The organism is Luteibacter flocculans, assembly GCF_023612255.1.
Classification (GTDB): Bacteria; Pseudomonadota; Gammaproteobacteria; order Xanthomonadales; family Rhodanobacteraceae; genus Luteibacter; species Luteibacter flocculans.
In genome coordinates, this window is the sequence record NZ_CP063231.1 from 1928078 (window position 1) to 1952949 (window position 24872).

At 67.4% G+C, this 24872-nt stretch carries 12 protein-coding genes; 1 reads left to right on the top strand and 11 read right to left on the bottom strand.

Annotated features, from left to right (window positions below; all coding sequences use genetic code 11):
• Positions 1-63 precede the first annotated feature (63 nt).
• Positions 64-999, top strand: coding sequence for an isopenicillin N synthase family dioxygenase (locus IM816_RS08200; RefSeq protein WP_250340501.1), 936 nt, complete (start codon positions 64-66; stop codon positions 997-999).
• A 283-nt stretch (positions 1000-1282) separates the two neighbouring features.
• Here IM816_RS08200 and IM816_RS08205 read toward each other — a convergent pair whose 3' ends face one another.
• Genes IM816_RS08205 through IM816_RS08255 form a run of 11 tightly spaced genes read right to left on the bottom strand, consistent with a single transcriptional unit; the run spans position 1283 to position 24450 of the window.
• Complete coding sequence (locus tag IM816_RS08205; RefSeq protein ID WP_250340502.1) at positions 1283-2470, bottom strand: hypothetical protein; 1188 nt, start codon at positions 2468-2470, stop codon at positions 1283-1285.
• Positions 2467-3633, bottom strand: a complete 1167-nt coding sequence (locus tag IM816_RS08210) for a glycosyltransferase family 4 protein (RefSeq protein ID WP_250340503.1) — start codon at positions 3631-3633, stop codon at positions 2467-2469. Before IM816_RS08210 ends, IM816_RS08205 begins: the two co-directional genes overlap by 4 nt.
• Entirely contained in the window at positions 3630-4268 is a 639-nt protein-coding gene (locus IM816_RS08215; protein ID WP_250340504.1) for a polysaccharide deacetylase family protein, read from the bottom strand. Before IM816_RS08215 ends, IM816_RS08210 begins: the two co-directional genes overlap by 4 nt.
• Positions 4265-5479, bottom strand: a complete 1215-nt coding sequence (locus IM816_RS08220; RefSeq protein ID WP_250340505.1) for a glycosyltransferase — start codon at positions 5477-5479, stop codon at positions 4265-4267. The genes IM816_RS08215 and IM816_RS08220 overlap by 4 nt, the downstream gene beginning before the upstream one ends.
• A complete protein-coding gene (locus IM816_RS08225; protein ID WP_250340506.1) occupies positions 5476-6594 on the bottom strand; it encodes a glycosyltransferase in 1119 nt (372 codons plus the stop codon). The genes IM816_RS08220 and IM816_RS08225 overlap by 4 nt, the downstream gene beginning before the upstream one ends.
• Positions 6591-7943, bottom strand: a complete 1353-nt coding sequence (locus IM816_RS08230; RefSeq protein WP_250340507.1) for a phenylacetate--CoA ligase family protein — start codon at positions 7941-7943, stop codon at positions 6591-6593. The genes IM816_RS08225 and IM816_RS08230 overlap by 4 nt, the downstream gene beginning before the upstream one ends.
• Entirely contained in the window at positions 7940-9202 is a 1263-nt protein-coding gene (locus IM816_RS08235; RefSeq protein ID WP_250340508.1) for an O-antigen ligase family protein, read from the bottom strand. Before IM816_RS08235 ends, IM816_RS08230 begins: the two co-directional genes overlap by 4 nt.
• A complete protein-coding gene (locus IM816_RS08240; protein WP_250340509.1) occupies positions 9190-10299 on the bottom strand; it encodes a polysaccharide deacetylase family protein in 1110 nt (369 codons plus the stop codon). The genes IM816_RS08235 and IM816_RS08240 overlap by 13 nt, the downstream gene beginning before the upstream one ends.
• On the bottom strand, positions 10293-11423 hold the full coding sequence (locus IM816_RS08245; protein ID WP_250340510.1) for a glycosyltransferase family 2 protein: 1131 nt from the start codon (positions 11421-11423) through the stop codon (positions 10293-10295). The genes IM816_RS08240 and IM816_RS08245 overlap by 7 nt, the downstream gene beginning before the upstream one ends.
• Positions 11424-11449: 26 nt before the next feature.
• Positions 11450-17800, bottom strand: a complete 6351-nt coding sequence (locus IM816_RS08250) for a non-ribosomal peptide synthetase (protein ID WP_250340511.1) — start codon at positions 17798-17800, stop codon at positions 11450-11452.
• On the bottom strand, positions 17797-24450 hold the full coding sequence (locus IM816_RS08255; RefSeq protein ID WP_250340512.1) for a polyketide synthase: 6654 nt from the start codon (positions 24448-24450) through the stop codon (positions 17797-17799). Before IM816_RS08255 ends, IM816_RS08250 begins: the two co-directional genes overlap by 4 nt.
• Positions 24451-24872 lie beyond the last annotated feature (422 nt).

A 24872-nucleotide genomic window follows, 5' to 3' on the forward strand; every position in this document is an offset into this window, starting at 1 on the left:
CCCTCCGCTGGCGGACGGTGCAACGTGCGCCGGGTTCGTCACGACCGAAACGCAGGCCACTTCATGAAGAAGGTTCCCACCCTCGATATCCGCCGCTACGAGACCGACCGCGAGGCCTTCGTGGCCGAGCTGGGCGCCGCGTACCGCGAATTCGGTTTCTGCTGCATCAGCGGCCATGGCATCCCCAAGGAAGCCATCGACGGGGCGTACGACGCCTTCAAGCGCTTCTTCGCGCTGCCGGACGAGACCAAGCGCAAGTATCACATCCCCGGCGGTGGCGGCGCGCGCGGCTACACGCCATTCAAGGTGGAAACGGCCAAGGACAGCAAGTTCGCCGACCTCAAGGAGTTCTGGCACATCGGCCGCGAGATCCCGCGCGATTCCCGCTTCGCCGATGTCATGCCGCCCAACGTGTGGCCGGCGGAAGTGCCGGACTTCAAGGAAAAGGGCTACGGCATCTACGAAGCGCTCGACCAGCTCGGTGCCCGCGTGCTGCGCGCGCTGGCCCTGCACATCGATCTGCCGGAACACTTCTTCGACGACAAGATCGATTCGGGGAATTCCATCCTGCGTCCGATCCACTATCCGCCGATCGAGCAGGCCGACGTGCCGAACGTGCGTGCCGGTGCGCACGAGGACATCAATTTCATCACGCTGCTGGTGGGCGCCAGCGCGGAAGGGCTGGAAGTCCTTACGCGCGAGGGCGAGTGGCTGCCGATCACGACCGAGGGCGATGCCATCGTGGTCAACATCGGCGACATGCTGCAGCGCCTGACCAACCACGTGTATCCGTCCACCACGCATCGCGTGACCAACCCGCAGAACGATAACGCGCGCAAGCCGCGCTATTCGGTGCCGTTCTTCCTGCATCCGAATCCGGACGTGGTCCTCGACGTGCTGCCGTCCTGTGTCACGCCGGACAATCCCAAGCGCTACCCCGAGCCGATCACGGCGCATGAATACCTGCAGCAGCGCCTGCGTGAGATCAAGCTGATCTGACGCGCTCTTAGCGGGGTCTTCACCGGGCGGGCCGGAGCATCGGTCCTCCCGGTACCGCTCTCGGAGCATCCCGTGAAACCGACCCCCGCGCCTGCGCGAACCCGCGTCACACCCCGCAAGAAGTCCGTCAATCGGTCACTGGCCCAGCGCGCCCGCCGCCAGCGGACCATGCGCGCCCGCGGTCGCGCCTGATTGCTAGGGTTTGTTTTCAGGTTCATCGCGGATTACCGGGGCGTTGGCGGTCTTGCTGGCTCTCGCCTCACCGTCCGAGCCAACGGTCACCCTAGGAAACAACCCGCGCTTCGGCGGACTCGGGCACGCGAGTAACGCCGGGTCGGGGTAGTTCGTAGTCACGATAACGCCCCGGATCGCCCGTCATGCCTGCTTCGGCGGCTTTGGCGATGTTGTACATCTCGCGCGCCGTCACATAGTGCAGGGCGTAATTGCGGCCGTCGTTGTAGGTCGATTCGAGATACGTGTGCATGTCGTCCACCGGCTTGCCGAGCAGGGTGTCCATGTCGCGTTCCTGCGTGCCGTGCGTGTGCACCTTCACAAACACCCATTCGGGCCGACCCTCGACGTGGATGCCGGTGCGCACCCATTGATCCACGCGCGATTGGCTCGGGGGACAACCGCGGCGAACGTCCGAGTTCTCGATGCGCGGCACGATGCCGAAGCGGCGCTCCTTCCAGTTGAGGCCCAGCGGACCCTGGATGATCAGCAGATCGCCGCTTGGCGTGCCGCCCACGCGCATCGGCACGCCGGTGTCGTGCGACTTGGGCGCATGCGGATCGTCGGTGGCGTAGTAGATCGCATTGGACAGGCGCGTCTGCGTGTCGCTGGGTGCCGAGGGCAGGGTGAAGTCGGCATAACAACCGAGTTCGCGCAGCAGGATCAGTTCGTTGTCGATGCCGCACCAGCGCCCGTCGGCACGCGAGTTGTCCAGGCACCAGTTGCCGTGGATGAAGGCGAAGCGCAACTGCCCGGTGACGGGATCGCGCGGCAGTGCACTGTGCTTCTCGTGCAACAGTCGGTTGAAGCGGTCCATCGTGGCGACGAAGTTCTCGGGCGTGTCGTTGTCGTGGTGCAGATGGATCTCGATCTCGCCGTAGCCGTCCGCACAGAGCGCCGCGAGCTTGTCCAGGTGTTCCTCGACGTACTCTTCTTCGGGATAGAAGAAGCTGTGCTGCGGCATGCAGCCGTCCGCGTCGCGGTGGCGCGAAGCCATGGCGCGGTACTCGTTGCACCAGCGGTCCACGCGATGGCGCTGCGTGTCCATGTCCACGCGTCCCCAGTTCGGCTCGAAGTGATCCACGAAGCAGAACAGCACATGTACCGTCCCTTCGGGGCGCGGCGGTCGACGACGGGTGAGGTAGCCCCACAGCCAGTACTGCATGTTGCGCGCGCGTATGGCGAACGTCAGGGCGGCCGCGGCGGCAAGCACCAGGGCGAAGAGAACGGCGGCGATCATGCGGCGGCTCCGGTGGGCACCAGCGTCAGCAATTGTTCGGCGTTGTTGCGCCATTGCCGTTCGCTGGCAATGTAGTCGCGGGCGGCTTCACCCACGCGCCGACGCTCGTCCGCACGCTGGGCAAGTTCGAGCACGCGTTCCACGCAGGCGGTCGCATCACCGTGCGGAAACAGCCAACCGGTACGGCCGTCGGCAATCACCTCCGCCACCGGTGCGTAATCCGGTGCGACCACCGCCACGCCCATGCCCATGAACTCGAAGAGTTTCATCGGTGAGCCGTAGTGGTTGGAGTTCGGCAGCACGGCGTAATCCATGCACGCGATCCAACTCGCGACGTCGTCGTGCGGCACGCGGCCCGGCAACAGCACCCGATCGGCAAGCCCGCGGGCGGCGATCAGTTCGCGTACCGCAGGCAAGGTCTTGCCGTCGCCGACGAAGACGAGCGCGAGGTCCGGCACGCTTTCCAGCCGGTGGGCGATGGCCTCGACGAAACCGTCCACGCCGTGCCAATGGGCGAACGCGCCGATGTGGCCGCAGACCGTGCGGCCCGTGAGCCCGCGTTCGGCGCGCAGGCGTTCGCGGTCGAAACGGGCCGGATCGAAACGGGGAAGATCCACCGCGTTTGGCGAGACCACGGACGGTGCGATGGCGCCGTAGGCGCGCGTGGCGACATCGCGGAAATAGGTGGAGATGAAAACCAACCCTGTCGCTTCGCGAAAGCACCAGCCCTCGATGCGGCGCGCCAATCCGCGCATGCCCAGCGGGCGTACGCGCTCGACGAGTGCGGAATCGTTGATTTCCAGCACCAGCGGAATACCACGGCGCCGGGCCAGCCAGATCGTGGCGAACAGGAACAGCGAATAGCGTTCGTAGATCAGCTGCGGCGGCGATGTGCGCCACGCGCGCTGCATGCGCACGAACGTGACCGCGTTGTACAGCAACTCGAACAGTTCGAAGACGACGCCGGGCAGGCGCGTCACCAGCGCGGCAAGACGGCTCTTGCGGGTCGCGGCGGGGCTCTCGGCATCGTGCTCCGGATCGGCGCCCGGAAAGGACATGACGCTGACGTCGTGCCCCAGTTCGCGCAGGGCGCCGACGATGCCGCGGATGTGTACGCCTTCCACGTGACGGCCGCGCGTGCGGTGATGGTAGAGAATCCTCATGACGCGTTGCCCGGCAAGGCGGCGAAACGCATGCCCTGGGCCAGCCATTCGGGCAGCAGCACGTCGAGCGCTTCGGCGGCTTTGTCGCTGTCGTCGTGCATGAGCACGATGTCGCCCGCGGCGGGCGGGTCGTCGCGCAGTCGGGAGATCAGCGTTTCCACGGGGCGGTCCTGGTAGTCCAGGCTGTCGTAGGACCAATACACGAGACTGCGCCGCTGCCGCGCGAAATGGGCGAGAAGCTGTGCGCCCACGTACCCATGCGGCGGACGCATGCGATGGTGCGGACGCTCGTCGAAGCGGCGCAACAGCGCATCGGTGCGGTAGACCTCGTCGAGCTGCTTCGCCAGGTTCATGTTGCGGAACGACCAGTGGCTGTACGAGTGGTTGCCGATCATATGCCCTTCATCCACCAGACGTTGCACGATCTCGGGGTGGCGTTCGATCTTCTCGCCGACAAGGAAGAAGCTGGCTTTCACGCCGTGCTTCGCAAGGGTGTCCAGCAGCTTCGGCGTATGTGCCGGCTCAGGGCCGTCGTCGAAGCTGAGGTAACGAACGGCCTCTTCGCGCGTGCGTGTGAGCACCAGGTGGCCGGGAAGCAGGCCGAGCAGATCGTGTTTCTTGGGTTTCCAGTTCATGGGTGGTATCGATGCCCGGGGCGACTGGCGAGAGAGCGAGGGGAAGGGCGGCCGATGTGCGCAGGCAGGCGCTCAGCGGCGCGGGCGAGGATGCGTTCGAGCCGGTCAATGTTGTCGTCCCAGCGGAAGGTTGCCGCATGTTCGGCGATGGCTACGGGATCGAAGTGGCGTTCGAACGCTTCCACGAGTGCCACGCCCAGTTCATGCGGCTGTCGCGGCGGTACGAGGATTCCCGCGTACTCGGGTACCACCTCCGGAATGCCGCCGACGGCGGTGGCGACGATGGGCGTACCGCAGGCCATGGCTTCCAGCACCACGTTCGGCACGCCCTCGTTGTGGCTCGGCAGGCAGAGCACGTCGGCGGCGCGGAACCAGTCCGCCAGCGCGGCATGCTCGACGGCGCCTTCGAAGCGCACCGCGGGTGCGCAGCAGAGCGATGCCGCGCGATCTTCGAGGCTGGCGCGATCGGGGCCGTCGCCGACGTAGATCAGGCGCGCGTCGTGGTGCCGGGATACCAGAGTCGGGAAGGCCTGCACGAGGTCATGGCAGCCCTTGCTCGCCTTGAGGTTGCCGACGTACAGAACCACCGGCGTCTCCGGCGGCAGCCCCAGCCGGCGTCGTGCCTCGGTTCTGTCGCCACGCTGGAACAGATGCCCATCCACGCCGTTGTAGACCGTGTGCACCGTATCGTCGCGCGCGCCGAGTTCCATGGCCTTGCGTGCCAGTGCCTCGCTGACGGCGACCACTGCCGCTGCCCCGCGCAGCGCAGCGCGGATCTGCGGGCGACGCAGGCGCGATGCCGCCTGCACGTTGAGGTCGCTGCCGTGCACTTTCACCACGTACGGAATGCCGAACAGGCGCGCGACCCACGCGACACCGGCCGCGTCCGGATAGGCCCAACTCGCCAGAATCACGTCGTAGCGCGCGCGGCGCAGTTCGGCACCGCGCTGCCACAGAATGCACGCAAAGAAACACAGTGCATTGAGGAACCGCCCGATACCCGGCGGGTGATAGAAGGTGAAGTAGTCGGCGCGCACGCCGGGCACGTCGGCGCTACCGCGCCGCTCGCCCATGCGTTCGCGGAAATCCACGGCCGTGAGCACGTCCACCTCGTGACGCTCGGCGAGCCGCTGGAACTGCTGCCGATTGAAGGTGCCGCGGCGCGGATCCCAAGGCGTGGGAAACAGGTTGGTGACGACAAGAACCTTCATCGGGCCTGATCCACGTCGCCGAAGTAGAGCCGCCCGTAGCTCGCCGCCATGGCTTGCAGGGAGCCGTGCGTCTCGACCCAGGTCCGTGCGGCCGTGCCGAGCCGCGATGCGCGCTGCGACGCGCGCAGCAGGTCGAGTATCGCTGCGGCCATGGCGGGCGGATCGCACGGCGGCACCAGGCGACCGGTGGCCTCGTCGCGCACGATCTCGGCGTTGCCGCCCACGTCCGTAGCGACGATCGGCAAGCCGGCCGCGCAGGCTTCCAGCAAGGCCATCGAATAGCCCTCCGTCACCGACGAGAGCGCAAACAGATCGAAGCCTTGCAGCAGATCGCGCACGTCGTCGCGATCGCCCAGGAAGTGGACGCACCCCGCAATGCCCTCATCGAATGCACAGGCACGCAGCGTCTCGCGCAGTTCGCCGTCGCCTACCAGAACCAGTGCCGTATCGGGCATGGCATGGCGCACGATGCGGAAGGCGCGGATCAGGCCGGCCTGATCCTTGGTCCAGTTGAGGCGGCCGACGCTGCCGATGATCCGCGTCCCGCGTGGCACACGGATGAGGCGAGCGAGCCGCTCGTGCATCGCATCGGAAGCCACGTCGAAGCCTTCGAGCACGATGCCGTTGGGCACCACGCAGGTCTTGGCGGCCGGTACGATGCCGCGGCGCACGGCATCGCGCCGCGCGGCCTCGCACACGGCGACGACGGCATCGGTCGCCTTGAGTGCTCGGCGGAACAACCATTCGCGTCGGCCGGGCTTCTGCTGCGCGCCCATGCCGTGCCGCGTATTCACCACCTGGCGGAGACCCATGCCCACGCTGGCGAGTACGGCCTGGTAGTGCGCCACGGCGTTGTGCGTGTGCATGACGTCGGTGCGCTGGTCGGCCAGTGCGCAGCGCAGGCGACCGAGGGCGCGCAGGTCGAAGCCCTTGCGCTTGCCGCAGGCGATGACGGGGATGCCGAGTGCCTCCAGCTCGCCAGCGAGCGCACCACGTTCGAACAGGCAGAGGACCTGCACCTGGTGGCCCTGGCGTCGCTGTTCCTTGACCAGATCGAGCACCATGCGCTCGAGACCGCCGCGATTCAAATTTTCCACGACGTGGGTGATGTTCACGACGCAAGCTCCGATACGGTGACGCGCAGCTTGCCGCTGCGGGTGAGAGGGATGTCATCGACGAAATGGCAGTGCAGTTCGGCGCTGTCGCCGAGCACCTTTGCCACCTCGGCACGGATGTAGTCGAGCGAGGCATCCTCGAAGTCCCTGCCGCGCACGATCGACAGATCGAGACGATCCAGGCGGCGCTGCACGAGCTGGAAGCGGGCCAGGCCCGGCACATCCTTCAGCATGTGCGGGAAGAATTCGCCTGGCAGCAGGTGACCGGCAGGGGTGCGGATGGCGTCCAGCTTGCGGCCATCCACGGACGCGAGCATCGGCAGCCCGCGTCCGCACGTGCAGCGCGACGTGGCCTGCGTGGCCATGTCGCCGTTGACGTAGCGGATGAACGGCATGCCGTAGTTGAACAGGTCCGTGACCGCAACCTCGCCGCTGCCCGTATGCGTCGGCACGCCGTCGTGCAGCGTCTCCACCACAAGGTGATCGGCATTCACGTGCAGGCCGTGGCGCTGTTCGCATTCGGAGGCGATCAACATGAATTCGCGGCAGCCGTACGTGTTGTAAGCCGGTGCGCGAAACGCCCGCTCGATGAGGTCGCGTTGGAATGGGTGCAGCGCTTCGGCCGCGCCGATGACCGAGGCCGGTCTCGCCACCTCTCGTCCCTGCGCGATCAGCCATTCGGCCAGACGGACCAGCGGTCCGACGTAACCGACGATCACCTCGGGGCGCGAGGCGTCGATGGCGTCGGCATAGCTCGCCATGTTGCTTTCGCTCATGTGGAAACTATCGAGCATCCGTCGCGCGAACACGGCGTTGTAGATGCGGTCTTTCATTCGATGCGCTGCGCTGGGGTTACCGACTGCGCCGCCCCAGAGAAACAGCGTCCGCCGACCCATTCGCGAGCCGGCCCAGCCGTAGCCGCGCCACATCACCGCGATGCGCCGGTCATTGCTCTCGCGGGTGAAGCCGAAGCGCAGCGGTTCCCCCGTCGAACCGCCCGTGGCCTTGTACTGCAGCGAATCTTTCAGCGACGTGGCCTTCAGTTCATCCGCGTTGTCGCGGATGTCGGCCTTGGTCAGCACCGGCAGGGAGGCGAAGTCCGCCATGTTGCGGATGTCGCGCGGCACGATGCCGAGCGCATCCCAGCGGCGGCGGTAGTACGGCACCTCGCGATAGCACCATTCCAACAGCCGAGTCAGACGCTGGAACTGCAGCGCCTGGATTTCTTCGGGAGCCAACCACTGGTCGCGTTCGTAGCGGCGCATGTAGCGGGGCGTATCGCGACGGCGCAGCCCGCCTTCGTAGGCGGGCCAGAGCACATGTCGAAACAAGGTCTCGTAGGCTTTCATGTGGTTCGCAGCAGCACGGCAACGAGGACGAAGAGAACGAAGACGCCGCCGGCACCTGCAGGCACCCAGCGCCAACCGCCCTCGGACAGGCGGAACATCCGCAGCTCGGGCCAGCGTCGGCGCGCGCCGAGGTAATGGCCGGCGACCAGTGCCGCGATGAGGTAGAGCACCACCATGTAGCTGCGGCTGAGGAAAAAGGCCGCGACGAACAGGCCGCATTGCGACAGAAGCAGGGTCAGTGCGATCTGCCGTTCCGTGGTCCAGGCGGCTTCCATTGCGGCATCGCCGCTCGGTGCACGCTCGTGGCGCACGATGGCGAGCATCATCAGAAAGCCGTAGCAGACGAAGGCCAGCCAGAGCACGAAGCCGATGAATCCGGTTTCCGCGAGCACCAGTACGAACGAGTTGTGCGCGGTGAGTTCGTGGTATTCGGTGAAGTTGCCGGCGCCGACACCCAGTGCCGGATGATCGCGGAACATCTCCAGACCCGAGTACCAGGCATCCACGCGTCCGGCAGCCGATTCCTCGCCCGCATCGAGTTCGCTCATGCGCGAGGACAGCAGTTTCATCGCGGCCAGCCCCGCCACGCCAAGAACGCCGGCGATCGCGATGCCCTTGCGATACCAGAGATAGCAACCTGCCACCAGCAACACGGCGAGCAATGCACCGCGCGAGTTGGTGAGATAGGTGCCATAGAGAAGCAGCAATGCGGCGCCCAGCCATACCGGGCGCATGGCCCCCGCGCCGCGACGGCCGAGGAACACGGCCATCGGCAGCGTCGCGGCAAACAGCAGGCCGAGATCGTTGGGATCGTTGAAGATACCCACGTACTGGATGCGGCCGCCTTCGCTCAAGGGGATGCCTGTCCAACCTGTGCCGGTACGCGCCTGTTCCACGCCGTGTAGCGCAAGGATCGCCGCGCAGGCGACGAACACGCCCATGGCGACGGTCACCCGGCGCTGGGTGTGGCAAGCCGAGGCGAGCACGAAGAACGCCGCTACGACGGGGCCGAAGCGCGCCAGCTCGTCCATCGCACCGCCGGTCCAGCCATTGACGACCTGCGAGGCCATAAGGACCAGCAGGAAGGCCGGCAGGATCACGAACTGCGGCGCCTCGAAGTTCTTGGCGTTCGAGATCAGCCAGGCAACGAATGCCAGGGCGAGCACGGCAGGAAGCACGGGCACGTTCTCCATGCCCGGCAGGTAGTCCTGCGGCCGGAGAATAGTGAGTGCGACATAGAGCAGGATCAGGGGGAACATGGGCGCTCCGACGGGCCGGTCGCCGCATGCGCGGCCGTGGGATAGCTCATCAGCTGCGGCAGGGCGAGCATGGCGGCGAACCAGCCCGGCCCCATATTGCTTTCCACCGGCAAGCGGTAGAGGGCGTAACGGTTCTCGCTCGGCTCCGGATTCGTGCCGCAGATGTAGCTGCATGCGAGTTGGAACCCGGCGTTGCGCGTCGCCGCGATCACATCATCGTTGTATGCGCGGTCACCGCCGACGGGATACGACATGAGGATGGCCGGATGGCGCAGTTCACGGTCCAGCGTGGCTTTCGATTCACGGACCTCGCGCTCCATCTCGTCGCGGGGCAGGCGGGCGAGCATGCGGTGATGCACGCCGTGCGAGCCGAACTCGAAACCGGCTGCTTCCATCTCGCGCGCCTGGTTCCAGGTCATTGGATGGCAATCGACCGGCCGTGCGTTGAACGACGGCATGTTCCACTCCGCCTCCAGCCGTTCGGTCATGGCACTTTGGTCGCGCGCGTCGAGCCATTTCATGCGCAGGAGCACAGTGGCGGCGATGCGCCGGCGCAGGCTGCGCTCGGCTGGCAGCGCCACGTCGATCGACAGCTCGGGCAGCACCAGCCGCGTCGCTGTCGTCAGCAGGATCATGTGGACGAGCCAGTCGTAGGCGTACGGCCTGCCGGTGTCCACGTGGCCGGTGGACACGAAGAAGGTGGCGGGCACGCCGATCTCGTCCAGGATCGGGGCAGCGATGTGGTAGTTGTCGTCGTAGCCGTCGTCGAACGTCACCGCGACCGTGTCGGGTGGCAACGCCTCGCCCGCGTCGAGTGCCGCAACGATGTCGGTGAGGCGCATCGGTCGGAAGTGCCTCTTCAGCCGCAGCATCTGTTCGCGAAAATCGTCAGGCGTCGTGCTGATGAGTTCCAGGTCGAACTCGTAGGTATCCGGGTCCGGCAACGGCATCACGCGGTGATAAGCGAGGATGCGCAGGTCGCGTTGCCACCAGGCACGCACGCGCTGCAGCGGATGCAGCAGGCCGCTGGCGTAGCACATTTCGCCAAGTCGGCCGCGGATGCCGGGCGCGCCGCGCACGGTCGTGAAGTTCACCATAGGTGGAGCCTGCGATTGCGCGCGAAGGCCACCAGCGCCTGGGCCGCGAAGAGGTTGAGGTAAAAGAAGGCGAGGGCGATGCGCAGGGGCGGCAACCGTCCGAGCCGCGACGGCAGCAAGGCCAGCCCGACCATCAGCATGCCGGTCACCAGGGCGCCGAATGCCGTGGCGTACATGGCATGACGTGTCACCAGCAGCCCGCTGCTGATCGTGAGTGCCACGATCAACCACGGTGCCAGCAGGCGCAGGAGCTTGTGGCTCACGAAGCGGAACCACAGGGGATTCGACCAGGGCACGAGCAGCCAAGGCGCCATCTGGATCAACTGATAGTTGCCCGCGAGCGTGCGGATCTTGCGGCGGCGCTCTTCGGCCGGTTGCTGCGACGGTTGATCCCAGGCCATCGCCTTCGGCTCGAAGACGACGCGCTTGCCGAGCGCCGCGACGCGCATGGGTACGAGTACGTCGTCGAGCACGGTGCCCGGCGGCAGAGGTCGGAACAACGAGCGACGCATCGCATACAGTGCGCCGGTAACCCCGATGGTGGAGCCCGAGAGACTCTCGGCGTGGCGGATACCCTTTTCGTAGCGCCAATAGAAATCCACGCCCTGGGCAAAGCCGCTGCGCACGTTCTCCATGTGCAGCTCACCGGTCACTGCGCCGACCTCGGGATCGCCGAGGTTGGCGACCAGTTCCTTCACCGCCATGGGCGAGAGGCGCTGGCGCACGTCGGTGAAGAGCAACACCTCGCCGCGCGTGAGCGCCACGGCGTCGTTGAGACACGCTGCCTTGCCGCGACGATTGGGATGATCGAGCACGGTCAGACGCGGGTCGGTGGAGCGCCGTGCGATCGTCACGGTGGCGTCGTGACAACCGTCGCAGACGAGCACGATGTCGATCAGTTCCGTCGGATAGTCGAGCTGGCGCAGGTTGGCGAGCTTCGCGCGCACGAAGCGCTCGCCATCGTGCACGGCAATCACGATGCTCACCGTGGGCAGGATCGCGCGCCGGGCCACCGGCCTCGGACGCACGCGGGCCTGCAGCCAGACCAGCACGGGGTATCCGACGAACACGTGGAGCAGCAGCGCGGCCGAGCTCCAGCAGATGAACCAGGCGATAGGTGTCATGGCGGCGTTCCCCCCGGGCGCCTGGATCAACCGCGCCCGAGCAGGCGACGGAACAGGCCGCGTTTGGGCGCGGCGTTCGTGGTGGGCGGCGCCGCAGCCAGTTCCGCGGCCAGCGTGCCGAGCGTGCCGTTGGCAATGTCGAGCAGATTGAGCTGCACGCCGGTCAGCGCCTGCACGCGCATGGCCATATCCACGGCAAGCAGCGAGTGGCCGCCGACGTCGAAGAAGTTGTCGCTGGTGCGTACCTTCGGCATGCCGAGCAGTTCCTTCCACACGCCCGCAAGCAGCTGTTCGCTGTCGCTGTGCGGCTCGTTGGTGTCCACCGTTCCCGCGCGTGGCTCCGCCGGGATCGGCAACGCCGCGAGATCCGGCTCGCCGGTCGGCAGCAGCGGCAGGGCATCGAGGACGATCACGTGCGCTGGCATCGACCACACCGGCAACTCCGCCGCCAGTGCGGCGGACAGGCCGTCCGTGTCCAGCGGCGTGCCGGGTGCGCCGACGACATAGGCATCGATGTGCGGGAGACCGTTGACACCGATACGCGAGAGCGCGAGCGCGCGAACCACGCGCGGCTGTGCGAGCAGCAGCGATTCGATGGCGACAGGCTCCACGTCCATGCCCAGCTTGCGGACGCGTCGGTCATCGCGGTCGAGCACCTGAAGCGCGCCCCCTGCCAGCCAGCGGCCACGGTACCCGGTACGTCGCACCCGTTCCTCGCAGGGTTGGCGCTCGGCGTTTGCGCGTTGTCCGAAGGACTCGGTAAGCCCGGTGCCGGCAACGGCGATATGGCCGGTTGCGCCGATGGGGCAGGGTTCGCCCTGCTCGTCGAGGATCCATACCTGCGCGTGTGCGATCGGGCGGCCCTCGTGCAGCGCGTCGGCCACGTGTTCCACGCGTCCGCAGGTCACGACCGGCGCCGTGCCGGTATCGCCGAACACGGTCCACAGCCCTTGCGTGCGCGAGGCGATGCGTGCGGCGAGATCGGGGCTCGGTACACCACCGGTCACGACAGCGCGCAAGCCATCATGGCCGGGCCATTCCCGTTCGAGCAGCGTCTGCCAGGTATCCGGCGTGGCGAACCAAAGATTTTGACCTGCCGGGGTGCCATGCATTGCATCGACGTGCCAGTGCGCGCCATGTGTCAGCGCGACCAGGGGCTCGATCACCGACATGGGGTCCGAAGGCAGTGCGTCGCCTGCGACGCCCTCGCCGTTGCGCACGTCGAGCGCGCCTGCCAGTCCTTCGACGATGGCAGCGAGCGCCCGATGCGACAGGGACATACCCCGCGGCTTGCCGTCCGTGCCGGCGACGTGAAACGCGATGGCTGCCGCGTCCGGCTCCGGCGTGGCGTATTCGCCGAGTTCGATGGTGACGCCATCGATATCGCCGCGATTCTGGTCGACCCACAGCGCGCATGCGCAGGGCCAGTCGAGAATGTCTTCCAGCGCCGCGTCACCCAGCAGCACGGTCATGCGCGCGTCCGCGACGAGATCGCGCAGACGTGCCGCCGGATCCGCACGGTCGAGCAGCAAGGCGGTGCCGCCGGTCATCGCAATGGCAAGCAGGCCTGCAAGGCGGTCCGCACCCGGGTCGACGCAGAGTCCGACGACGCTGCCACGCGTCGCTCCACGGTCGTGCAGCAGCACGGCCATCCGCGCGGCACGCTGACGCAGCTCGGCGTGGGTCACTTGCCGTGTCCCGTCCACCACGGCAATGGCGTCAGGCGCGGCGCGGGTCAGCAGCGCCTGCAGGTCCGCCGGCAGTTGCGTGGGTTGCAGGGTGTCGTTCCAGCCGCGCATGCGTTCGCACTCGGCGCGGGTCGCGGCGGTCAGCGTACCCACGGCGATGGAGGGATCGGCTGCCACGCGATGCATCATGTCGAGGTAGCGTTCGCGCATGCCGCGCGCGGTGTCTGCCTGGAGCAGGTCGGCGTTGTAGGTCACCCCGCCGACCATGCCCGCGTGACCTTCGAGGAACCACAGCCCGAGGTCTTCGGTGGCGCCGCTCTGGAACAGAAGGATCTGCTCGTGCGCCAGGCCACCCCAGTCGACCACGCGCTGTCGCGCATCCTGAAACGAAAACAAGGCCTGGTAGAGCGTGGCGCCGGCACCGTGACCGACGCGAAGTTCCCGCTGCAGGTATTCGAGCGGCACGTCCGGGTGGCCGAACGCCTCGATCGCCACGCGCTTCACGTGGCGGACGAATTCGAGGAACGACAGACCGGGGTCCACGCTCACGTGCAGCGGCAAGAGGTTATTGAAGTAGCCCATGACCGATTCGACCTCGGTCTGGTTGCGTCCGCGCACCGGCGTACCGACGACCAGATCGCGCTGGCCGGCGGCGCTCGAGAGCATGGCGAAGTACAGCGCCAGCAACGTCATGTTGAGCGTGGCGTCGGCCTGCCGGGCCACTTCGTGCATCGCATCGGTGTCTTCCCGCGACACGCGGATCCATTCGGTGCGACCGAGGCCCGACATGCCGGGACGGCGCGGATGATCGGTCGGCAGCGCGCGTACGTCGCCCATCTGTGCCAGGCGCTCGCGCCAGAAGGTCAACTGCTTGCCGAACGCGCACGAGTCCAGCCACTGGCCGTACCACTGCGCGAAGTCGCCGTAGGTCACCGGCAGCGGGGCGAGGGGCGAGGGCTGGCCGGCTGCAAAGGCGCGGTACAGCGCCGACAGTTCGTTGTAGAGGATGTCGAACGACCAGCCGTCCCAGATGATGTGGTGCGGCATGAAGAACAACGCGTGCTCGTTGTCGGCGAGGCGGAACATGCGCGCGCTGAACAACGGAGCGGTGCCGAGATCGAACGGCGTGTCGGTCAGCTCCTGCAGGCGCTGCATGAGGCGCGCCTCGCGTTCCTCGGCCGGAAGGTGGCTCAGGTCTTCCGCGGGAAACAGCGGGTACGTCAGCCGTGGTTGCACGACCTGGACGACCTCGTCGTGGTGATCGCGGAACGACGTGCGCATGATCGGCTGACGCTGGATCAAGGCCTGGAAGGCCATGTCGAATGCGTGTTCATCGAGCGGGCCACGCAGACGGTGCGCGGACGGCGCGTTGTAGGTGACGCGCCCCGGATGCATGCGTTCGAGTGCCCACAGGCGGCGCTGCATCAGGGACAGCGGTGCCGTGTCCTGGTCGGCATCGGCACGGTGGGCGATCGGGTCGGTGGCCGGTGCGGCACCGCTGGCGACCTGCGCCCCGATCGCTGCCGCCAGTTGTTCGATCGTCGGCGCATCGAACAGCGTGCGGAAGGACAGCGTGACACCGAACTCGCGGTTGAGTCGCGCGGTGAGCTGCGCGGCAAGCAGCGAATGACCGCCCAGGGCGAAGAAATCGTCGCGTACGTCGAGATCGGGCAGACAGAGCACCGCCTCCATGGCCGCAGCCACGCGACGTTCGTCGTCGTTGCGCGGTGCCACGCGTTCGCCGGCCGTGGCGATGGAATGCGCAAGCGGCGGTGGAAGCGCCTTCCGATCGATCTTGCTGTTCGGCAACAGCGGAATGGCTTCAAGCACGAGAATGTGCTGCGGCACCATGTAATCGGGCAGGCGCTCGCGCAGCCTCGCGCGCAGCGCATCCTCGCTGGGCACGACATCGCCGCGGCCCACCACGTAGGCCACGAGACGCACGTCCCCCGGACGGTCTTCGCGCGCCATCGCCACTGCGCGTGCCACCTCGGGCGCATCCGCGAGCACGCTTTCGATCTCGCCCGGTTCAATGCGATAGCCGCGCACCTTCACCTGAAAGTCGAGGCGCCCCATGTGTTCGAGCAGCCCGTTGCTCAGCCAGCGGCCGCGATCGCCCGTGCGATACATGCGCGAATCGGGTGTTTCCGACCACGGATCGACGACGAATTTCTCCGCCGTCAGCTCGGGCCGGTCGAGGTAGCCCAGCGTGACGCCCGCACCACCGATGTGGATCTCCCCGGGCACGCCGAGCGGGCAGTGGTTGCCGCGCTCGTCGAGGATGTGCACGGTGGTGTTCGCGATCGGGCGGCCGATGTAGATGCCTTCGCGCGGATCGGACACGCGCCAGTACGTGGAATACACCGTGGTCTCGGTCGGGCCGTAGCCGTTCCAGACTTCGCCGCAACGGTCGAGCAGCGCTTCCGCCAGATCGACCGGTAGCGGTTCGCCGCCGGAGACGGCGCGGAACGCGGGCCGGCCACGCCAGCCGGCGTCCACGAGCAGGCGCCAGCCGGCGGGCGTCGCCTGCATCATCGTGGCATCGCTGTCCTCGATGAGGCGACGCAACTGGCCGCCATCGCGCACGTCGTCACGGCCGGCGATCACGATCTCCGCACCGCTGGTCAGCGGCAGCAGCAGTTCCATGAAGGCGATGTCGAACGACAGGGTCGTGACGGCAACGAGGCGGTCGTCGGGCGCGATGCCCGGCACACGCTGCATGCTGGTGAGGAAGTTGGCCGCCGCGCGGTGCGGCACGCGCACGCCCTTCGGCCGGCCCGTGGAACCCGAGGTGAAGATCACATAGGCGACGGAGTCGGGTGTGGCGGCGCGACGATCGCGTTCGGGTCGGTCGAACGACGCGCGTACGACCTCGTCGCTGTGCAGCGCGAGGACGCGTGCCGGATCGAAGGCGAAAGGCAACGGCGCGTCGTCGTCGACGACCAGCGCAGCGAGTGCGGCGTCCTCCGCCATGAAGGCGAGACGGTCGGCGGGAAAGGTGGGATCGAGCGGCACGTAGCCCGCGCCGGACTTCAGCACGCCAAGCACGGCAGCGACCATGTCGATGCCGCGACCGAGGGACAGCCCGACCAACGCACCGTGGCCGATACCACGTGCGCGCAGCGCGTGGCCGATGCGGTTCGCGCGCGACTCGAGCGCGGCATAGGTCAATGACCGGTCGGCGTGGCGCACGGCGGCGCGTTCGGGCGCGCGATCGACCTGCTGTTCGAAGAATTCATGCGCGAGGCGCAATTCGGGAAACGGTGTCGGCGCAGGTTGCAGTGCCGCCAGTTCGCGATAGACGGCGGCAGAGACCACCGGCAAGGCCACGGCGGGCTCCTCCGGATGCTGCGCGGCCTCGCGTAACAGCGTGGCATACGCGTCGAGCCAGCCCTGGATCGTGGCGCCGTCGAACAGGTCGGCGTTGTACTGGCACTCCAGGCGAAGACCGCCATCGACCTGCACGGCATTGACGAACAGTTCGAAATTCTCGTATTCGCGCGGTACGGCTTCGACCTCGAAGCGCAGGCCGGGAAAGGTCACCGTGCTTTCGTCGAGCGTGGCATCGAGGTTGAACAGCACCGACACCAGTGGCAGGCGCGACGGGTCGCGTACGAGCGAGAGCCGTGCGAGCAGGCTGCCCAAGGTGTAACGCTGATGTTCGAAAGCGTCGAGCAGGTGATTCCGTACCTCGCCGAGCACGTTGGCGAAGCTGGCGCTGTCGTCCACGCGGGCGCGCAGGGGCAGCACGTTCACGCAGTGACCGACGAGCGTCTCCTGGCCTTCGGCCGCTTGTCCCGCAGTCGGGATGCCGATGACCACGTCGTCCTGGCCCGCCAGGCGACGGAGTAGGACGGCGAAGGCACTCAGTAGCGTCGCGTAGAAGCTGGCACCATGCGCCGCACCCAGTCGCTTGATCGCGGCCACCTCGAGCGGGTCGAGCGTGCGGTCTTCGCGCCGGGAGGCGAACGTCCGCCGACGGGGGCGGGAGCGGTCGGTCGGAAGATCCAGCACCGGGGTCGGACCGGCGAACCGATCGAGCCAGTACCGTTCGTCCTCTCGTGCCGCGCCGCTGCCGGCGTGCGCTGCCTCGGCCAACGCGAAGTTCGAGAACGCGCCCGCCTCAGCCGGACCGGGGCCCAGACCGAGACGCTGTGCGTAAAGGGCGGCGAGATCGCGAACGATCACGCCGAACGACCAGCCGTCGCAGACGATATGGTGCGCAGCCAGGGTCAAAAGGTGGCGGTCGGCGGCGAGGCGGAACAGTTCCGCCCGCACCAGCGGGCCGTGTTCGAGATCGAAAGGCGTCGTGACGATGCGCGAGAACGCGGCCTGGAGGCGTGCGTCGCTTTCGAACGGTGCGAGCAACGACAGGTCGTGAGACGCCAGTGGCAGCGTGGTGCGTTCGGCGACGAAAAGACCTTCGCCGTCAGCGCTGAACGTGGCGCGCAGCGCCTCGTGACGTTCGACGAGACGTTGCAGGGCCCATTCCAGCGCCGGCACGTCCAGCACGCCCTTGAGCGTCAGCGAGATCGCCTCGTTATAAGCCAGCGACGCTTCCGGCTCCAGACGCGAGGCAAGCCAAACTTCGCGCTGCGGCGGCGTCGTGGGTACGAGTCGGGCGAGCGGCGCACCCGCGAACGGGTCGTAATCCACGGCCGTAGCGGCGGTCACGTCATTCGGGGTCATGCGCTCACCCTCAGGTATTTGCCCGGTGCATCGGGGTTGGGTACGAACCATGCGGGACGGCCTTCCGGATCCTTGCCCAGCCGCGCGCCGGGTACCGGCGGCTGCGCCGCGTCGAAGGCGGCAGGCTCGCGTCGCCGCGGCAGGAATTCGGCTTCCTGCATTTCGAGAATCGACTCACGGAACGCCTGGGCGATCGCCGCGAAATCCGCCTCGCTGTGCGCGGTGGTGAAGAAACACGGGAAGTTGTCGAGAACGTGGATGCCGCGGCTGCGCATCATGGCGAAGAGCAGATCCTGCAGCGGATGGTCTTCGGTGAACACGGTTTTCCACACGGAGGCGAAGTGCACGGTCTGCACCGGCGCACCGACGCTCGCGCAGAACGCGTTCAGTTCCTCGGCCATCGCCGTGACCTTCGCATTCAGCGACGCCTGCAGCTCGGGGCCGTGCTCCTTCAGATGCGTGAGCACCGCATGCGCGGCCGCAAGGGCGAGCGGGTGACGCACGAAGGTGCCGGCGAAATAGGTCACGCCGACCGTCGGCGTGGAGTCGTCGCCGAACTGCCAGTGGCCACCGTCGAGCGCATCCATGAAGCGACGCTTGCCGGCGATCACGCCGATGGGGAAGCCACCGCCGACGACCTTGCCGTAGGAGCACATGTCGGCGTCGATGCCGAGCACGGCCTGCGCACCGCGCGGGTGTGCACGGAAGCCGGTCACCACCTCGTCGAAGATAAGCAGCGAACCGGAGGCCTCGGTAATCGCGCGCAGTTCCTGCAGGAACTCGATCGGCTGGAAGTCCGGACGGCGGCTCTGCACGGGTTCGACCATCACGGCAGCGATGGTCGAGGCGCGCTCGCGAATGATCGCCAGCGACTCGGGCGTGCCGTACTCGAGCACCAGCACGTGCTCGGACGTGTTGCGCAGGATGCCGGGCGCGGCCGGTATCGAGGTCAGTTTCTTCGTGCCACGCACGATCACTTCGTCGAAGATGCCGTGATAGGAGCCGGTGAAGATCACCAGCGTGTCGCGGCCGGTGACCGTGCGCGCCACGCGCACGCAGCCCATCACCGCTTCCGAACCCGTGTTGCATAGGGCAGCGCGGTCGAAGCCGGTCAGTTCGCAGATCTGCTTTGCCACGATGCCGGCGAGCGGATGCTGCGGACCGATCTCATAGCCGTCGTCGAGCTGCTTGCGCACGGTGTCGAGCACGAAGTCCGGCTGCCAGCCGAACAGATTCATACCGAAACCGTTGAGTGCATCGACATACGCGTTGCCGTCGAGATCCCAGACCTTCGAGCCCTTGGAACGCTCGATCACGATCTGGTAGATGATTTCCTTGAGCAGCGGACGGAAGCCGTTGACCACACGCGGATCGGCCAGATGCGGGCGGTGTTCCTCGGTATAGGCCTTGGACGCCTTGGTGCGTTCGATGTAGCGACGCATGAAGGCATCGAGCCGCGCGCGCTGGCGGGTGGAGAGATCGGTATGCGTCGAATGGATGCGCGCGATGGCACCGAAGGCCTTCTTGACGTCATAGGTCGTGTGGGCGAGCGCGGCTTCTTCGTCGTTGGCCGGGGACAACGCACTACTTGTAGGAGCCGCCATGGCGGCGAGGGGGGCTCGCGAAATCCCATCGGTTACGAGCGATTCTCTCGTCGCCATGGCGGCTCCTACAGGGGTAGGGTCCGCCGCCGCCGGCAGCGGCGCGGGAGCGGCGGCTCCCGCCAGCAACGCCAACTGTTCCCGCATGATCTGCATCTGCTGCGCGATCACGTCCTGGACCAGTCCGCCACCGGCGGCGATCGCCACCGGTGCCGCCGCCGCGGCGGGCACGGCGACCGCCGCGGCCACGGGCGCTGCCGGCTGGGCTTCGGCCGGCAACAGGCGATCGATGTGTGCCGCGAGCCGTTCGAACGAGGCGCAGCCGTCCATCAGTTCGCGGAAGGTGATCTTCAACGCATAGGTCTTCTGCAACTGCAAGGCGACCTGGGTCAGCGACAGTGAGTCGAGACCCAGTTCCACGAAGTTGGCCGACGGGTCGACACCTTCCAGGTCGCTACCGGACACGTCCTCGAACAGCGCCACGAGTTCGCCGAGAAGGCGCTGAGTCCGGGCGGGATGACTGGGGGCGGACGGCATGGGCATGGGAGACTCCGGAACGGCGGAAGGACGGGCGGGCGGGGCAGTGGGCACCGCGTTGGCGATGGGGGTGACCGAGGCGGGCAGGCGGGCGTCGATCCAGTGCCGCTTGCGTTCGAAGGGATAGGTGGGCAGACGCACGCGGCGCCGATGGTCGCGATGGTCCAGCGCCGCGACGGTGACCGGCGCGCCGGCCGACCACAGCGTGCCGGCAGCGCCGAGCCAGGCGGCGCGTTCGTCGGCCGGGCTGTCGCCCAGGCTGGCGACTATCGTGCGGCCGCGGCTTTGCGCATGCTGGCGAGCCAGTGAGGTGAGCGTCGAACGTGGGCCGACTTCGAGGAACGCATGCGTGCCGTCGTCGAGCGCATGCAGCATCGCGGGCGAGAAGCGCACGGTATGGCGAAGGTGCCGCGCCCAATAGGCCGGCGAGGTCGCTTCCTCGTCGGTAAGCGTGGCGCCCGTGAGCGTGGAAACGATGCGGAGGCGTGGCTTCGCGAGCGATACGGCCTGCACTTCATCAAGGAAGTCATCGAGCACCGGGTCCATCATCGCGGAGTGGAACGCGTGCGACGTGTGCAGCAACCGACACGCGACGCCTTCGGTTTCCAAGGTGGCGCGGAACGCTTCGATGGCGTCGCGTGTCCCCGAGACGACGCTTGCGTTGGGGGCGTTCTCGGCGGCGAGGGACAGTGTGGCCGGAAGGCGCGCATGCAGCTCGGCGGCACCCAGACGAACGGAGAGCATGGCTCCGGCTGGCAGCGCCTGCATCATGCGCCCGCGCCGTGCGACGAGGCGCGCGGCATCGGCCAGCGTCATCACCTCGGCGATCACGGCGGCGGCGAACTCGCCCACGCTGTGACCGATCATGGCAACGGGTTCCACGCCCAGGCTCATCCAGAGCCGCGCCAGCGCGTATTCGATGGCGAAGGTGGCGGGTTGGGTCAGGGCGGTGGCTTGCAGCGCCTCGGCGTCGTGGGCGAACAGGCGCTCACGCAGGTCGAAGCCGAGTTCGTCGCGCAGGGCGCAGGCGACCTCGTCGAGTGCGGCACGGAACACCGGCTCGGTGGCGTGCAGTTCGCTGCCCATGCCCGCGTATTGCGAGCCTTGGCCGGGAAACAGGAAAACCATACGCGGGGCAGGGTCGGCGCACGCGCGACACATCGCAGCGGCGGCGATGTCGCGCAGCCCCGCTACCGCATCGGTCGTCGTGTGCGCGACCAGGTGCGTGCGTTGCGCGAAGGCCTTGCGCCCGTTCGCCAACGTCCAGGCCGCATCGGCCAGGTTGCCGTCGGGATGCGCGGCAAGATGGTCGGCGAGGCGGGCTGCGGCTTGTCCGAGTGCGTTGGGCGTGCGCGCGGACAGCAGCAACAGTTGCGGGCCACTCGCTGCGTCCGACGGGCTGCGCTCCGGTGCTTCTTCCAGCACGAGGTGAGCATTGGTGCCGCCGACGCCGAACGAGCTCACGCCAGCGCGCAACGGGCCACCGTTGGTCTGCCACGAGCGCAGCGTGTCGTTGACGACGAAGGGCGAATCATCGAGTCCCAGACGGGGGTTTGGCGAACGGAAATGCAGGGATGGCGGCAGACGGCGCTCGCTCAGTGCGAGCGCCGTCTTGATGACGCTGGCGGCACCTGCCGCCATCACCAGATGGCCCACGTTGCTCTTCAGCGAACCGATGGCACAGAAGCCCTTGTCGGCGGTGCTGCGGCGGAACGCCTTGGTGAGGCCTTCCAGTTCGATCGGATCGCCCAGCGGCGTGGCCGTGCCGTGGGTCTCGACGTAGGAAATGTCGCGAGCGGACACGCCGGCATCGTCCAGCGCCATCGCGATCACCGCCGCCTGGCCGGCCGCGTTCGGCGCGGTGAAACTGGCTTTGACCGCGCCGTCGTTGTTCACCGCTGCGCCGCGGATCACGGCGTGGATGGTGTCGCCGTCGCGCACGGCGTCGCTGAGGCGCTTGAGCAGCACCACCGCCGCGCCGTCGCTGAACACGGTGCCGCGTGCGTCGACGTCGAAGGTGCGCGTGTGGCCGTCCGGGGAAAGCATGGAGCCTTCCTGGGCAAGGTAGCCGCTGTTGGGCGGGCAGGCAATGGACGATCCGCCAGCCAGCGCCATGTCGCAGCGTCCGGCGCGCAAGGCGTCGAACGCCTGCGCGATCGCCACCAGCGACGTCGAACATGCCGTATTGAGGCTGATCGCCGGGCCGGTAAGGTTGAGCTTGTGCGCCACGCGCGTGGCGAGGTAATCCTTCTCGTTACCGAGCATCACCTGGAACGCGCCGAGCTTCTCGATGAGATCGGGGCGGCCGCTGATGTGCTTCTGGTAGTAGGTCGCGTTGTGCATGCCACCGAAGACACCGACCGGCGTCGTCTGACCGTCGGGCACGTAACCCGCGCGCTCCATGCACTCCCAGCACAGTTCGAGGAACAGCCGCTGCTGCGGATCGGTCAGCTCGGCTTCGCGCGGTGACATGCCGAAGAAGCCCGCGTCGAACTGGTCCGCGTCGTCCACGACACCGCGCGCGGCAACATAGCCGGGTTCATCGCGCTCGGCCTGGCTCACGGCAGGATCGAGCTCGTCCGGCGCGAAGAACCGGATCGACTCGCGGCCCGCGCACAGGTTGTCCCAGAACGTCTCCACGTCGGGAGCGCCTGGGAAACGGCCTGCCATGGCAATGATCGCCACCGGCTCGCCCGGCGCGCGCGCGGCCGAGGCCATGCGCTCCACCAAGCCTTCGTTGGCGGTACGCCCCTCGATGGTGGCCGCGAGCGCGGCCGGCGTCGGTTCGGCGAAGAAGCCCACCAGCGAGGGCACAGGAGAAAGCTCCTCGTGTACGCGGGTCATCGCCCGCGTGGCGAGCAGCGACGTGCCGCCGAGGTCGAAGAAGTTGTCGTCGCGCCCGACCTGGGTCACCCCAAGCACGTCGGCGAAGATCGCGCAGAGTCGCGTTTCGACGGCGCCGCGCGGTGCCACAAAGGCGGCAGCCAGTTCCGGTCGTGTGCGATCGGGCGCAGGCAGGGCCTGGCGGTCGAGCTTGCCGTTCGCGTTGATCGGCATAGCCTCCATGCGTACCCAGGCCACTGGCAGCATGTAGTCGGGCAGCACATGCGCCAATGCATCGCGCAATGTACGTGCGCTGACACTGGGGTCGCGGCTCACGTAATAGGCGATGAGACGCTTCTCGCCGGGCGCATCCTCACGCGCCACGACTACGGCGTCCGTGACGCCGGGCAGGGCGCGCAAGGCGACGTCGATCTCGCCGGTCTCGATGCGGTAGCCGCGAATCTTCACCTGGCCATCGACGCGACCGACGAAGGCGAGGTTGCCGTCCGGCAGCCACTGCACGAGATCGCCGGTGCGATAGCGCGTGCCGCTGGCGACGAATCGCTCGGCCGTCAGTTCCGGTCGGTTGAGATAGCCGCGTGCGACGCCGCTGCCACCGATGTACAGCTCGCCGACGGTGCCCGCGGGCACGTCGCGTCCTGCCTCATCGAGCACGTGTAGCGAGGTCTCGCCGATCGCGCGGCCGATGGGAATCGCGCGCAGGTCGGCGGGCAGGTCGCGCGGGATCGTGTACGTCGTGGCGAACGTCGTGCACTCGGTGGGACCGTAGCCATTGATGAGCGTGGTGCCGGGCAGGGCAGCGTATGCCTTACGTACGTGCGGTACCGACAGCGCTTCGCCGCCGGTGAGCACCACGCGCAGACCGGCCAGGCGAGAGGCATCGTCGTCCACGATGGCGTTGAACAAAGCTGCCGTCAGCCATGCGATTTCCGCACCATGGCGCTCCACCGTGCGAGCGATGCCGCAGCCGGTCGGTACGCGTTCGCTGTAAACGACGCAGGTGCCGCCATTCAATAGCGGCGCAAAGATCTCGAACGTGGAGGCGTCGAAGCCCAGCGGTGCAGCATGCAGCACGTTCGGCGCATCGAAGTCGATGTAGTCGGAACGTAGCACGAGGCGAAGGATCGCGCGGTGACGAATCTCCACGCCCTTCGGCGTGCCGGTCGAGCCGGAGGTGTACATGGCGTAGGCCAGGTCGTCGCCCGACCCCTGGCGACCTAGCGCCAGTTCGTCGTCACGCTCCGTGCGTCCCGCGGCATCCAATTCGGCCAAGGTAAAGATGGGCGCTCCGTTGGCATCGACCTGTTCCGCCGCGTCGTCGACGACGAGCGCGGCCACGGTGGCATCGCGCAGCGCGAAGGCCACACGCTCTGCAGGCCAGCGCGTGTCGATGGGAAGATAGGCCGCACCGGCCTTCAACACGGCGAGGATGACCACGACGGCCCCGACCGAACGATCCATCAGCAACGCCACGTAGCTTCCGGGTTCCACGCCAGAGGCCAGCAGGCCATGCGCGACGCGGTCGCTGCGCGCGTCCAGTTCGGCGTAAGTCAGCCGTGCGTCGTCCGATACAAGCGCGACGCGGTCGGCGCAGGCGCGGGCAACGGCGGCAAAGCGGGCGTGGACGGTGGGCGTGTCGTGCCCGGAGAAGGAAAGCGCGTTGCTCATGATCTGGCCTCGTACCCGCGGGGAACACGTGAAGGCATAGGCCGAATGGTCGATGCGGCACACCGGGCGGTCGGACCGGCCCGGTCGCTACGCCGTTCACCGACGTGCGTGCCCCTGGTCATGCTCGTCCACCCCGCCGTGCCTTCGGCTTTCATGCGATCCCCTGTCACGCGTGCGGGCCGGGAGGCCCTGCGCGTCTGTGGCATCTTTTATAGCCCCGGGTTCCGAGGGGGCATATACAACTGGCGCGCTAGCCGGGGTTGGGCAAATGGCCGATTGCCGCTGTCGCTAACGGCTCATGCCGCGGCTGTGCTCACCACAAACACCCCTTGTAGGAGCCGCCATGGCGGCGAGGCATGCGAGTGGCAGCTTGCCGGTGGGAGCCAGCCTGCTGGCGAAAAGCCAACGAAGCGGTGTAGCCG

Coding starts and splice junctions, on each gene's coding strand:
- IM816_RS08205 (WP_250340502.1), bottom strand. CDS start 2,470: ATGATCGCCGCCGTTCTCTTCGCCCTGGTGCTTGCCGCCGCGGCCGCC.
- IM816_RS08220 (WP_250340505.1), bottom strand. CDS start 5,479: ATGAAGGTTCTTGTCGTCACCAACCTGTTTCCCACGCCTTGGGATCCG.
- IM816_RS08215 (WP_250340504.1), bottom strand. CDS start 4,268: ATGAACTGGAAACCCAAGAAACACGATCTGCTCGGCCTGCTTCCCGGC.
- IM816_RS08240 (WP_250340509.1), bottom strand. CDS start 10,299: ATGGTGAACTTCACGACCGTGCGCGGCGCGCCCGGCATCCGCGGCCGA.
- IM816_RS08235 (WP_250340508.1), bottom strand. CDS start 9,202: ATGTTCCCCCTGATCCTGCTCTATGTCGCACTCACTATTCTCCGGCCG.
- IM816_RS08245 (WP_250340510.1), bottom strand. CDS start 11,423: ATGACACCTATCGCCTGGTTCATCTGCTGGAGCTCGGCCGCGCTGCTG.
- IM816_RS08210 (WP_250340503.1), bottom strand. CDS start 3,633: ATGAGGATTCTCTACCATCACCGCACGCGCGGCCGTCACGTGGAAGGC.
- IM816_RS08250 (WP_250340511.1), bottom strand. CDS start 17,800: ATGACCCCGAATGACGTGACCGCCGCTACGGCCGTGGATTACGACCCG.
- IM816_RS08255 (WP_250340512.1), bottom strand. CDS start 24,450: ATGAGCAACGCGCTTTCCTTCTCCGGGCACGACACGCCCACCGTCCAC.
- IM816_RS08230 (WP_250340507.1), bottom strand. CDS start 7,943: ATGAAAGCCTACGAGACCTTGTTTCGACATGTGCTCTGGCCCGCCTAC.
- IM816_RS08200 (WP_250340501.1), top strand. CDS start 64: ATGAAGAAGGTTCCCACCCTCGATATCCGCCGCTACGAGACCGACCGC.